The organism is Actinophytocola algeriensis (assembly GCF_014203735.1).
Taxonomy (GTDB): Bacteria; Actinomycetota; Actinomycetes; order Mycobacteriales; family Pseudonocardiaceae; genus Actinophytocola; species Actinophytocola algeriensis.
The window spans coordinates 340,332-352,858 of the sequence record NZ_JACHJQ010000002.1 but is presented as its reverse complement, the minus strand read 5'-3'; the positions used below and the strand labels follow the sequence as shown (position 1 = coordinate 352,858).

At 71.7% G+C, this 12,527-nt stretch carries 11 protein-coding genes; 7 read left to right on the top strand and 4 right to left on the bottom strand.

Translation table 11 applies throughout. The annotated features are described in order from the left end of the window. Nucleotides 1-20 precede the first annotated feature (20 nt). The 3 genes from FHR82_RS07890 to FHR82_RS07880 all read left to right on the top strand — a co-directional run bounded on the left by FHR82_RS07890 (nucleotide 21) and on the right by FHR82_RS07880 (nucleotide 4,410). Nucleotides 21-1,277: a BNR-4 repeat-containing protein gene (locus tag FHR82_RS07890; RefSeq protein ID WP_184809631.1), complete on the top strand. Its 1,257-nt coding sequence runs from the start codon at nucleotides 21-23 to the stop codon at nucleotides 1,275-1,277. 12 nt (nucleotides 1,278-1,289) lie between these two features. After that, entirely contained in the window at nucleotides 1,290-2,441 is a 1,152-nt protein-coding gene (locus FHR82_RS07885) for a glycoside hydrolase family 16 protein (protein WP_184809630.1), read from the top strand. A gap of 67 nt (nucleotides 2,442-2,508) precedes the next feature. After that, nucleotides 2,509-4,410, top strand: coding sequence for a sensor histidine kinase (locus FHR82_RS07880; protein ID WP_225944274.1), 1,902 nt, complete (start codon nucleotides 2,509-2,511; stop codon nucleotides 4,408-4,410). Here the strand turns inward: FHR82_RS07880 and FHR82_RS07875 are convergent. The 3 genes from FHR82_RS07875 to FHR82_RS07865 all read right to left on the bottom strand — a co-directional run bounded on the left by FHR82_RS07875 (nucleotide 4,407) and on the right by FHR82_RS07865 (nucleotide 7,438). Next, a complete protein-coding gene (locus FHR82_RS07875) occupies nucleotides 4,407-5,123 on the bottom strand; it encodes an SDR family NAD(P)-dependent oxidoreductase (protein ID WP_184809628.1) in 717 nt (238 codons plus the stop codon). The two genes, FHR82_RS07880 and FHR82_RS07875, sit on opposite strands and share 4 nt — an antisense overlap. A 250-nt stretch (nucleotides 5,124-5,373) precedes the next feature. Beyond that, nucleotides 5,374-6,270 (bottom strand): dihydrodipicolinate synthase family protein, encoded by an 897-nt coding sequence (locus tag FHR82_RS07870; RefSeq protein WP_184809627.1) that lies wholly within the window; start codon nucleotides 6,268-6,270, stop codon nucleotides 5,374-5,376. A gap of 13 nt (nucleotides 6,271-6,283) precedes the next feature. Next, a complete protein-coding gene (locus FHR82_RS07865) occupies nucleotides 6,284-7,438 on the bottom strand; it encodes a mandelate racemase/muconate lactonizing enzyme family protein (RefSeq protein WP_184809626.1) in 1,155 nt (384 codons plus the stop codon). Between the two features lie 90 nt (nucleotides 7,439-7,528). Here FHR82_RS07865 and FHR82_RS07860 point away from each other — a divergent pair, with 90 nt between their 5' ends. From FHR82_RS07860 to FHR82_RS07845, 4 genes are read left to right on the top strand one after another with little or no spacing between them, the layout of a single operon-like run. After that, nucleotides 7,529-8,320, top strand: a complete 792-nt coding sequence (locus FHR82_RS07860) for an IclR family transcriptional regulator (protein ID WP_184809625.1) — start codon at nucleotides 7,529-7,531, stop codon at nucleotides 8,318-8,320. Further along, nucleotides 8,317-9,240 carry a carbohydrate ABC transporter permease gene (locus tag FHR82_RS07855; RefSeq protein ID WP_184809624.1) on the top strand — a complete coding sequence of 308 codons (924 nt, stop codon included), beginning with the start codon at nucleotides 8,317-8,319 and terminating at the stop codon, nucleotides 9,238-9,240. The genes FHR82_RS07860 and FHR82_RS07855 overlap by 4 nt, the downstream gene beginning before the upstream one ends. Then, nucleotides 9,237-10,142, top strand: coding sequence for a carbohydrate ABC transporter permease (locus FHR82_RS07850; protein ID WP_184809623.1), 906 nt, complete (start codon nucleotides 9,237-9,239; stop codon nucleotides 10,140-10,142). The genes FHR82_RS07855 and FHR82_RS07850 overlap by 4 nt, the downstream gene beginning before the upstream one ends. A gap of 34 nt (nucleotides 10,143-10,176) precedes the next feature. After that, nucleotides 10,177-11,472, top strand: a complete 1,296-nt coding sequence (locus FHR82_RS07845; protein WP_184809622.1) for an extracellular solute-binding protein — start codon at nucleotides 10,177-10,179, stop codon at nucleotides 11,470-11,472. A gap of 394 nt (nucleotides 11,473-11,866) precedes the next feature. Here FHR82_RS07845 and FHR82_RS07840 read toward each other — a convergent pair whose 3' ends face one another. Beyond that, nucleotides 11,867-12,514, bottom strand: coding sequence for a hypothetical protein (locus FHR82_RS07840; RefSeq protein ID WP_184809621.1), 648 nt, complete (start codon nucleotides 12,512-12,514; stop codon nucleotides 11,867-11,869). Between the last annotated feature and the right edge of the window lie 13 nt (nucleotides 12,515-12,527).

Genomic DNA, 12,527 nt, shown 5'->3' with positions numbered 1-12,527 from the left:
CGCCGGACAAAGGAGTCCTGATGAGGCGTGTCGTTCTCGCCTGCCTTGCGCTGCTGCTGGTCCTCCCGGCCACCGCCGCCGCCGCCGAGCAGGTGCCCTACCGCGTAGACGCCTCCAACCAAGCCGGGTGGTGGCGGCCGCTGGACGAGCTGAACGGCTCGGTGTACGTCGCCTACAACGCGTGGGGTGGGCCTGGCGCCACCAATGGCGGTGCCAGTGACACCCACACCGTCTACATCGGACGCAAGGCGGCCGACGGCACGTGGACCCGCGGCTGTCTCAAGGCTGCCGACGGGTCCTGTTCGGTGTATCCGGACGACATCGGGCACAAGCAACCCTCGATCGCGGTCGACGGGGACGGGTTCATCCACGCGTTCGTGTCCATGCACAGCAACAACTGGATCTACTACCGCTCCGCCGCCCCCGGCGACGTCACCTCGATGGTCAACCGGTCCGCCGACATGCCGGACCAAGGTGGTCAGTACACCTACCCGAACCTCACCCGGGTCGACGGCGGTGACGTCTACCTCGTGATTCGTGCCTATCCCGAGGGCCGGTTGTACCGGTGGGACAACTCGGCCGACACCTGGACGCGGGTCGCGGTGTTCGCCCGGTCGGCGGGTCATGTCGCCTACCCGGACGACGTCGCCGGGGACGGGGACGGCAACCTGCACATCTCGTGGGAGTGGGCGTACGGCGGCACGAACGCCTTGCGGCACCTCGGGTCCTACCTGCGGTACGACATCTCGTCCGGGCAGTTCCACAACGCCGCGGGTGCCGTGGTCACCGCACCCGCCAGTGTCACCAGCCCGGTCGTGTACCAGCCGCTCGAGGGCGCGGAGGACTCGACCGACCGCGACGACGCCACCAGGCCGCCCGGGGTGCAGAGTGCGAAGCTGGCGCTGTCCGGCGGGAAACCCGTTGTCGCCTACCGCTACCGGACCGTCCACGGTGGACGTTGGCAGGTCCGGGTCGCCGAGTGGACCGGTGCCGCGTGGCAGCGGAAGACGGTCTACTCGGGTGCCTACGACACCCACGCCGCGATCGACGTCACCGCGTGGGGCACCGGACTGCGGGTGTACTACGCGAAGAAGGCCACCGCCAGTGGTGACCAGGCGTTCGCCGCCCGCCCGTCCGGGAGTGCGTGGGCCGAGACGGCCCTGCTGCCGGGGGTGAACGTGCAGCGCCTCGCGGTGATCCGGCGCGGAGACACCGACCACCTGTACCTCACAGCGCCCACCGACCACCAGCTCCACGTCCGCACGTCCCCCTGGTAACCGGAGGTTCCCATGCGCAGGAGCGCCCTGCTCACCGCTCTCGCACTGACCGCGGCCGCGGTCACCGCCGTCCCCGCCGCCGCCGATCCGCCCTCGTCCGGGTACACGCTCGTCTTCAGCGACGAGTTCAACGGCAGTGCCGTGGACACGTCGCGGTGGAACTACCGCACCGACGTCAAGGCCGGCAGCGCCCAGCGGCCGGACAACGTTTCCGTCGGTGGCGGTCTGATGTCCATCGACCTGAAGGCGGAATCGCCGCCGTTGCAGGGGAAGGACTGGAGTGGCGGCGGGCTCGTCAGCAAGAAGGCGTTGCGGTACGGCTACTACGAGACCCGCGCGAAGATGCCCGTGGCCGGTGGCTGGCACACGTCGTTCTGGATGCAGGCGGGCAACGGCAGCACGACCTTCCCCGCCGAGCAGCGGACCGAGATCGACGTGCTCGAGCAGGACTCGGTCAACCAGCGGACCGTGCACCACGGTGTGATCACGTGGAAGGGCAGCGGCGTGCGCGGCCCGTACGCCCCCGGCATCACCTACGACTCCGGCCTCGACGTCAAACAGTGGCACACCTACGGAGCCGACTGGTCGGAGACCTCCGTCAAGTTCTACATCGACGGCCAGCTGCGCCACACCGTGTCCTACACGCCGGACCAGTGGACGCACGACTACCTCAACATCTGGCTGACCAGCATCGCCTACCCGCAGACGGCCAACGGCGAGGGCGTCGCGCAGTTCGACTACGTGCGGTACTGGCAGAAGGACTACTACCTCGACAACGAGGGCCCGGCGGCGTACGGGTACAGCGAGTCCGGCGGCTGGCACGACTCCACCGTCGACGGCTGGAACTACACGTCGCCGACCCGCTACGCCACCTGCCACACCGCGGGCAACACCGCGACGTGGCGGCCGAAGCTGGGTGGCGCGGGCAGCTTCCAGGTGTACGTGTGGAAGATCGCCCATTCCGGGAGCGACCCGAACGCGCGGTACGACGTCGGCCACAGTGCTGGCACGGCCACGAAGCGGGTCGACGGCACGGCCGGGGCGAGTGGCTGGGTGTCGCTGGGCACGTACTCGTTCGCGGCCGGGGAGAGCGGGTATGTCAAGCTCACGTCCAGTGGCGTCGGCTGCGCGCGGGCGGACGCGGCGAAGTTCGTGCGGGCCTGAGTGGGCAGGGGCTCCTGTTCGGGAGCCCCTCCCGCCGCGTCAACCGGTAGCCTTCCGTTTGGTGAGGATGGTCGGAACCGACGGATACGACACGCGCCGCCAGGTGCGTGGCGCACGTGCCGTCGTGCTCGGCTTCCTCGGCACGCTCCTCGTGGGCCGCGCCGTCGACGCGGTCGGCCACGGCGACTCCTGGTACGTGCTGTTCGTGGTGGCCCTGTTCGTCCTGCCCACCTGGTTCGCGAGCGGGGTCGCGCGCGAGCCGTGGTACCGGCTGCGCTGGTGGCTGCTCGGCGCGCAGGCCGTGCTGACCTACCTCCCGTTCGCGTTGTTCGGCAACGGGTGGGTCGGCGGGATCTCCGGGCTGCTGGCCGGGCTGGTGCTGCTCACGGTGCCCGCACCCGCGTCGTGGGTGGTGTTCGGCGCGCTCGCGGTGGTCGAGGAGGTCGTCTGGCTCGGGTTCGTCGGCCCGCCGTACACGCCCGCGGTGCACGCGGGGCTGTGGCTCCTGATCGCGTTCGCGGACAACGGGCTCGCCCTGTTCGGCCTGACGTGGCTCGCGGAGCTGGTGCGCCAGGTCGCGTCGACCCGCGACGAGCTGGCGGCCGCCGCCGTCACCCGGCAGCGGCTGGCGGTGGCCGAGCGGCTGCGGTCCATGATCGGGGAACGGGTCCGGACCGTCACCGACCGGGCGACCGCCGCACGGGAGGCGCTGCCCGACCGCCGCGACATAGCCCGCGCGGAGATCGAGGCCGCCGGGGTCACCGCCCGCGAGATGCTCGCCGAGGCGCGGGGGATCGCGGCGGAGTCGGACGAGCGGATCGGTGCCCGGCAGGAGACCGACGTGGTGCTCGCGCCGCGCCTGGCGACGGGCGTGCTGCTGGCGGTGTTGGTGCTGTTCGCCGCGCAGAACGCGGCCAACGTGGCGCTGCCGGGTGAGTCGGGCTACCCGGTGGGCACGCTCGTGCTCGCGGTGCTCACCGGCGGCGCCGTCACCGGGTTGCAGCTGCGGCACTCCGGCATCGGCCGCGAGGAACACCCGCCAGCGTGGCGGTGGACGTTCGCCGCGCAGGCGGTGCTCACCTACGTGCAGTACCCGTTGCTCGGCCCCGCCGGGCTGGCGTTTGCGGGGTTCCTCGCCGGGTCCGCGCTGCTGCTGTTCCCGGACCGGACGCGGTGGGTGTGGTTCGGCGCGATCGTCGCCAGCATGCCCGCGCTGATCCTGCTGGTGCCCGGCGGCTCGCCGCCAGAGGAGCTGCCGCGGTGGACCGGGTACGCCACCGCCACCGCGGTCGCGTTCGGGCTGTTGGTGTACGGGCTCGCGTGGCTCACCCGCCTGGCCGTGCGGATGGCGGCGCTGCGGGAAGAACTGGCGGAGCTGGCCGCGGTGCGGGAACGGCTCCGGCTGGCCCGCGACACCCACGACCTGCTCGGTCTCGGCCTGTCGGCGATGGCGCTGAAGACGGACCTGGTCATGGCGCTGATCGGCCGCGACGACGCACAGGCCCGGTGCGAGCTGGACGACCTGCTGTGGCTGTGCGCCAAGGCGGGCGACGACGCGCGACTGGTCGCGACGGAGGACCTGCGGCTGTCGTTCACGAGCGAGCTGGGCCTCGCGTTCGACATCCTGACGTCCTCGGGCATCGCGGTGCGGCTGCCCGAGCGCCTGCCGTCCGCCCCGAAGGACGTCGACGGGGTGCTGGCGATGGTCGTCCGCGAGGCGGTCACGAACATCCTGCGGCACAGCGCGGCACTGCACTGCACGATCACCCTCGTCGTCGTCGACGGCACGCTCCGGCTGCGCATCGGCAACGACGGCGTCCTCGAAGAGGCGCACGGGGGCGGCAGCGGCCTCGCGAACCTGCGCACCCGGGTCGGGGTGGCCGACGGCCGGTTCACGGCCCGCCGCGCCGGCCGTGAGTTCGAGGTGGTGGCGGAGCTGCCGTACCAGTCCGCCAAGGACGCGCTCTAGAGCCAGCGGGCTCGTAGGTCGGGGCGGAGCCAGGCGGCGGGGGACGCGATGGACAGGCCCCCGTCGACCGGCAGGACCGCCCCGGTGACGAACCCGGCGCCCGCGAGGAACACGACGGCGGCGGCGACCTCGTCGGGGCGGCCGACGCGACGCAGCGGGTACCCCTCGGCGACGGCGGGCAGGTGGGCGTTGCCGATCATGCCCGGGGCCACCGCGTTGACCCGCACGCCCGCCGGACCGTACTCGAGCGCGAGCTGGCGGACGAGGCCCTCGACGCCGGCCTTGGCCGCCGCGTAGCCGGGCAGACCGGGCGCGGCGAGCGTGGCGTTGACCGACGACACGGCGACGATCGAGCCGCCGGCCGGCAGCCGCCTCAGGGCGGCGCGGGCCACGAAGAACGCGGAGTCGAGGGTGGCCCCGACGGCGGCGCGCCACTGCTCGTCGGTGGTGTCGGCCGCGGCGGCGACGGGCTGGGCGGCGGCCGCGAGCACCACGACGTCCAGCCGGCCGAGCAGGTGGTGGGCCGATTCGACGGCGACCGTCGCGGCGGCCGGGTCGGCGCAGTCAGCGGCGATGGTCTCGGCGAACGCGGGGTCCTCGTGCCGCGCGAGCGACACCCCGACCACCCGGTCCCCGCGCACGGTGAACGCCCGCCCGATCGCGAGCCCGATGTCCGAGCTGCTGCCGACGACGAGGACGCCGAGCCCGGTCATCGCGCACCATCCAGCTGGGCGGGGCGGCCTCCGGCCCCCGGACTCCAGCGTAGGCCGGGGCACCGACAATCCGGCGCACGCCATCCACAACCCCGCCGCCGCGCGCTCGGGCGCGGCCCTCGGCCCCCCGAGATCCAGCGTAGTCGCGGGCACCGACAATCCCGGTGCCCGCGGACCGGTTGTCCACAGGGGCCCGGAATCGTCGGTGTCGTCTGGGAGGATGGAAACCGGGGGCCGGAGGCCAGGCCGCTCATCGGGCCACCCCTGGCGCCGGTGGCAGCTCCAGGTCCGCCAGTACCGTGTCCAGCTCCGCCAGCGTCGCACGCGACGGCGTTCCGGCGGGGGAGCGCACCGTCGCGTGCGCGATGATCCCCCGTCGCACCAGCACTTCCTTGTGGATCGACCACGCGATGCCCTGCTGCAGCCCGGCGAGGACCAGCGGCAGCAGGCGGGTGAACGCGGCACGCGCAGAAGGGCTGCGCCAGTCCGCCAGCACCGGCGCGAGCAGGTCGGGGAACTCGCACGCCGGCATCGTGCCGACGGCGCCGCCCGCGTACTCCGCCAGGCAGAACTGTGCGTTCTGGCCGCCCAGCACGGCGAACTCCGGGTCACCCACCGCATCAACCACCGCCGCGACCTTCGGGGCGGCCGGCGGCGACTCCACCTTCACCGACGTCACGCCAGGCAGCTTCGCCAGCTCGACGATCAGCGGCACCGGCATCGCGACACCGGTGGCGCCGGGCGCGTCCTGCACCATCACCTCGGGGCCCGCCGCCGCCACCGACGCGTAGAACTCCACCAGCTGCGCCCGCCCCGGCTTCACCATGAACGGGGGCAGCACCATCACCGCCGACACACCGTCGAACGCGGCCACCTGTTCCAGCGCGGTGACCGTCGACGTGGCGGCCACCCCCGCGACGACCGGCACCGCGCCGGCCACGACATCGGTCACCGACCGCAGGACCACGTCGCGTTCAGCCGCGGTCAGGGCGAAGTTCTCGCTCGCCATGCCGAACACCGCCACACCGTCCACTCCGGACGCGAGCTGGAACTCGGTGAGCCTGCGCAGGCTCGGCAGGTCGAGCGACCCGTCGGGCAGGAACGGCGTGGCGAGGATCGGGACGAGACCGTGCACGGTGTGCGGCACTGGGTGGGACTCCTTAACCGGCTAGCGCGGCCACCGCGTCGGCGTCGACCTCGACGCCGAGTCCGGGGCCCTGGGGGAGGGACATGGTGTGCGCGCCGACAGGCAGCGGCGCGCGGAGGATCCGGTTGCCGACCTCGTACGACGTCGGCTGGTACTCGAACGACGGCAGGTCCTCGACCGCCGCCGACACCGCGAGGCCAGCGGCGAGTGCGACGCCGAGACCCACGGAGTGGTGCGGTGCGACCGGCACGTGCCGCGCCGCGCACACCTCGTTGATGGCCATCGCCTCGGTGATGCCGGTGCGGGCCACGTCCGGCTGCGCGATCCGCAACGCCCGCCGCGTGACCCAGTCGTCGAACTCGTACCGGGTCCGCAGCGCCTCGCCCACCGCGACCGGCACGGCCGACCGGGCGACCAGCTCCGCGTGCCCGGCCACGTCCTCCGGCGCCAGCGGCGCCTCCAGGAACCACACGTCACGCGACGCGAGCCCGGCCGCCAGCCGCAACGCGTCGGTCACCGAGTACGCCCAGTGCGCGTCCACCGCGATCCGCAGCTCCGGTGCCGCCGCGCGCACCGCGTCCACTGTGGCCAGATCGGCCGTGACCCCGTTGCCGAGGTGGAGTTTCACCCGCCGCGCGCCACGCGCGGCCCACTCCTGTGCCAGCGCGGCGCGTTCGGCGTCGGTCGGCTTCGGCAGGCCCGACACGTACACCGGGATCTCCTCGCGGAAGGCGCCGCCGAGGAGGTCCGCCACGCGGCGGCCGGTGACGCGGCCCGCGAGGTCCCACAGCGCGATGTCCACCGCCGCGAGCGCGTCGGCCTGATGTCCCACGAGGTGACCGCGTTCGCGCATGAGGTCGCGCAGCCGCGACCACGCCGGGCGCGGGGCGACCGCCGACATCCCGCGCAGCACGGGGGCGAGCAGCAGGTCCACGATCGCCGCGGGCACCTCGGGGGCGACCGGCGCCAGGGCCTCACCCCAGCCGGTGGTGCCGTCCTCGGCGGTGACGCGGACCAGCAGCGTCTCGTAACGGTCCGAGTAGATGCTCCGCCAGGGTGGCCGGACCTGGTAGCCCGCCTCCGGGGAGGAACCGTCCGCGAGCGCGCCCAGGTACGCACTGTCAGCCCGCAGTTTCAGGATGTAGGTATCGACACCCACTATCTGCATCTCGATCCCAACATGTGCTTGACGATGGCCAACATGTGCGCAAGAGTCGCACATGTTGCGAGATGGTTTCAAGTAAAGGGAGCGCGCAGAGTGGCCGCCGAAGCAGGCACCAACCAGAGCGTCGAACGCGCCGCCACCGTGCTGGGCGCGTTCCTGGAGGGGCGCGCGGAGCTGCGGGTGTCCGACGTCGCCAAGCACTCCGGTCTCGGCCAGTCGACCGCGTCCCGCCTCCTGGCGACGCTGGAGCAGATCTCCTACGTCGAGCGGGACCCGGTGAGCGGGCTCTACCGGCTCGGGCCCGCGCTGATCACGCTCGCGGGTGTCGCGGTCAACCAGCACCCCGTGCACCGGGAGGCCCGGCAGCGCGCGCAGGACCTGGCGCACACGCTCGGTCTCGGCGCGAACGTGGCGGAACGCCGCGGCGACACCATGTTCTACCTGTGCAACTTCGAGGGACGGCTCGCGCCGAAGTCGTTCGTCCTCATGGGACAGCGCAACCCCTTGCACGCCACGGGAATCGGCAAGTGCCTGCTGCTGGGCGTGCCCGACCGCAAAGCGCTGCTCGGCGACGACCTGCACCGCTACACCCCGAACACCCCGGGTACGCACGACGAGCTGGACCGGATCGTCGAGCAGGTGCGCACGCAGGGCTACGCCACCGAGGTGGAGGAGCTGGCGCTGGGCAGGGCCTGCATCGCGGCGCCGATCCTGGACCGCGCGGGCAGCGTCGTCGCGGGCATCTCCATCTCCGGTCCGCTGTCCGCGATGGACCTGGAGCGCCGCGAGGAGGAGCTGGCCCGCCGCGTGATCGAGGTGGCGGACTCCATCAGCACCGGCCTCGGCTACCTCGGCCCGGTCCACGCCCCAGCGAGCCGGTCGTGACCACCGCGACGAGGCCCGCCCCGCCAAGGAAACAGGGCACGCCCGCGCAAGGGCTGTCCGGTGGCGCGTTCGCGATCCTGCTGGTACTGCCCGGCCTCGCGCTCCTCGTCGCGGTCGTCCTCTACCCGCTGATCTCCTCGCTGGTCACGGCGTTCTTCGAGCAGAGCCTCGTCGAACCTGGCCGCCGGTTCGTCGGGCTGGAGAACATCAGGGCGGTCCTCGACTCCGACTTCCTCCCGCTGCTGCGCCAGACACTCGTGTTCACGGTCGGCACCACGCTCGTGCCGTTCGTGATCGGGTTCGCGCTCGCGCTCGCGCTCAACACCCGCATCAGGGGCCGCGGGTTCCTGCGTGGCGCGTTCCTGCTGCCGTGGCTCGTGCCCGCCGTGGTCACCTCCTTCCTCTGGATGTGGATCTTCAACGCGAACTACGGCGTCGCCAACGGCGTGCTCGAGGCGCTGGGGATCGTCGACGAGCCGGAGGCGTGGCTCTCCAGCCCCGGCACCGCGATGGCGGCGGTGATCATCGCGAAGACGTGGGCCAGCTTCCCGTGGATGATGGTCATGCTGCTCGCCGGCCTGCAGACCGTGCCGCCCGAACTGCACGAGGCCGCCCAGGTCGACGGCGCGGGCACGATCCGCCGGTTCCGGTCGGTCACCGTGCCGCACCTGCGCGGGATCATCGGCCTGGTCCTGCTGCTGGAGCTGATCTGGAACTTCCAGCACTTCGACACGATCTACGTGATGACCGGCGGCGGCCCCGCCGGGACCACGGAGACGTTCGCCGTCGCCGTGTACGACACGTTCTACAAAGGACACGACCTCGGCAGGGCCGGTGCGATCGGTCTGCTGTGGATGGTGCTGCTGCTCGTGCTCGTCGTCGGCTACCTCCGCGTGGTGGACCGGGAGGAGAAGGCGTGACGACCACATTGGACACCCCGGTGCTCGCCGGGGAGGAGCGCGAGGCGCGACCGCGCCGCCGCTCACCGCTGGACCGCGAACGGCCCGCCGTGCGGGTCGCCGCCTGGGTGACGATCATCGTGTTCGGCGGGTTCGCGCTGCTGCCGGTGTACTGGATGCTGGCGACCGCGCTCACGCCGGACGGCAAGGTGTTCGCCTACCCGCCCGCGCTGTTCCCTGCCGACGTCACCTTCGAGCACTTCGCGTCGCTCGCCGGGAACTCGCAGCTGTTCGACTACCTCGTCAACAGCGCGATCGTCTCCGGCGTCACCGCCGTGCTGTCGGTGATCGTGTCGGCGTACATGGCGTACTCGTTCTCCAAGTACCGCTACCGCGGCCGCCGGTCGCTGATGTACCTCGTGCTGTCGTCGCAGATGTTCCCGCAGGCGCTGCTGCTCGTGACCCTGTACGCGGTGTTCGACGCGTACGACCTGCTCAACACGTACACGGCGCTGGTGCTGTCCTTCACGACGTTCACGCTGCCGCTGTGCGTGTGGATGCTGAAGGGCTTCTTCGACACCATCCCCGACTCGCTGATCGAGGCCGCCCGCATCGACGGCGCCTCCCAGCTGCGGATCATCCACTCGGTGATCGTGCCGCTGTCCGTGCCGGGTCTGGTGGCCGCCGGGCTGTTCGCGTTCGTCCGCGGCTGGAACGACTTCATCTTCGCACTCACCCTCGCGGGCCCGGACAAGCAGACGCTGCCACCCGGTCTCGCCAACACCTACCTCGGCGAGGCGCAGACGGCGTGGCCGGAGCTGATGGCGGCCTCCCTCGTCGTCTCACTGCCCGTCGTGATCGCGTTCATCGCCCTGCAGCGCTTCCTGGTCGGCGGCATCACCGCGGGCGCCGTGAAGGGCTGACCCCACACCTTTCTCTTCACCCCGGAGGTCACTGATGACTACCGCCTACAGCCGTCGCCGCATGCTCCAGTTCCTCGGCGCGGCCGGGCTCGGCGCGGCGGGGCTCGCCGCGTGCGCGCCGGCGCCGAAGGAGACCGAACCGCTCGCCGCCGACGACCCGAAGGCCAACGAGAAGACGTTCTCGTTCGCGTCGTGGACGTTGAACGAGGAGGCGGGCAAGCCGGTCGTGCAGGGTTTGCTCGACACGATCACCACGAAGGACGGCCTGACCGTCAACCCGGTGTCCTACCCGTACAACGAGTACCTCAACCAGCTGACGCTGCAGGTGCGCGGCGACAAGCTGGTCGGTGCCGCGCAGCTCGACATCGCGTGGCTCGGTGCGCTCGCGGCGCTGGGCAAGCTGCGCGACCTCGGCGACGCGGCCAAGGACGGCGGGTACACCAGCACCGCGCTCGAGTCCGGTCAGTACGAGGGCAAGCAGCTCGGCCTGCCGTGGACGACCGGTGCGATCGGCCTCGTGACCAACAAGGAGCTGCTGTCGCGCGCCGGGATCACCGAGTTCCCGGAGACGATCGAGGACTTCGAGGCCGCGCTGGTCGAGCTGAAGGGGCTCGGCGGCGGCGTGGTGCCCTACGCCGCGTCGACGAAGGTGGCGCAGCTCAAGGACATCCTGTTCTGGATGAAGACCTTCGGCTGCACCCTGCTCGACGGCGACAGGGTGACGATCGGCGACGACGCGTCGGTCGAGGCGGTCACCTGGTACAAGAAGCTGTACGACCAGAAGCTGATCGCCCCGGACGTGGACCGGTTCGACGCCCGTGCGCTGTTCGGCCAAGGCCGCGCCGCGATCTACGACGACGCGATCGTCGGCAAGGGCGCGGTCATCAAGGACTCGCCGGACAAGCAGCTCGCCGACAAGCTCGACCCGGTCGCCCGCCCGGTGCTGAAGTCCGGTGACGACCCGCAGGCGCAGCTGTGGGGGCACGTGATCGTGGTGGTCGAGGGGGAGGCCGCGAACACGGCCACGTCGTTCGCGCGGTGGCTGACCTCCGACCAGGCCGCCACCGACGAGTTCTTCGCGAAGCTGGCGCTGCCGCCGACCACCGAGAAGGGCCTGGCGTCCGACGCGGTGGCGAACGACCCGTTCACGAAGGCGTTCAGCGAGCGGATCACGAAGACCGCGTCGCAGAACCCGTTCTGGCGGTTCCCCGAGTACGCGCAGATGGAGACGGTGATCGCGGAGCAGGTGCAGGCCGTGCTGATCGGCAGCTCGTCACCCGCCGACGCGATGACGACAGCGGGCGAGCAGGTACAGGCGCTGGTCAAGTAGGCGAGGACGCGGAGCGGCACCCGCCTGCCGCTGATCGGTGTCACCGCTTGTTGGCGATCGTCGCCAGCTCCGTGGGGAAGTCGGGTTCGAGGACACCGTTGTACCTGAGCGCTCGTGCTATCCCCTTGCGGAATTCCTTGTGTCGCGGTCGAGGACGTTTACTTCTTGGCGCTCCATGAACCTTTAGTCCGCCCCGGAGCACCCGGTGCCGATCAACGCGACGATCGTCCACGCGAGGACTCTGCTCCATCGTCGCGGGCGGGCCCTTTCGCCCGGGCACGGGTCTGATCCAGCCGCCACGTGAACCGGAGGTGTTGCCCTACCAGCCGTACGGCCGGTGACGCGACATCACCGCACGCGGACCGGACAGCAGGCGGACCACCGTCGAATCCCGCTAACCGCGCACCTCGGATCGTGCGCGCAGGTCGCGCAGGGCCAGCACGCCGTACCAGACCATGACCGGCAGGTGGAGGGCGTAGCCGAGTTGCTCCTGTGCCGCCGAGGGGCCGTCGACCCCGGTGGTCCATGGCAGCACGACGGCGGCGAGACCGGACAGTGCCACGACCACCCCGGCGCGCCGCAGGCCTGCCGTCATGGGGAGCTGGAGCACGGCGGTCGCGGTCGCTGCCACCCAGAGCAGGCCTGCCAGGTTGACCGACCACTTGGCCGTGAGCAGGACCGCGCCGGCCACCGCGATCACCGTGGGATCGTCCGCGTCGGCGGCGAGCTGGGTCACCGCCAGGTTGCCCGCGTCGTGGAGCAGCCCGGCCAGACCGGCGCAGGCGAGCAGTCCCGCGGGCAGCAGCGCGCGGGCGGCCATGGTCAGCGCGCCCGCGGTGAGGGCCAGCCAGCCGGTCACGTCGAGTCCCAGCTCGACGAGGTGCAGTCCCGGCCGGGCAGCGACCGCGGCCAACGCGGCGGCCGGCTCGGCCGGATTCAGGGTCATTCCCGATGGCACGACGATGACAGCACCGGCGATCATGGCGGTCAGCGCGGTCAGCAGCAGCGCACCCGTGAACCGGGTGTCGTGGTGGGTGGACATGGCGCCGACCGTA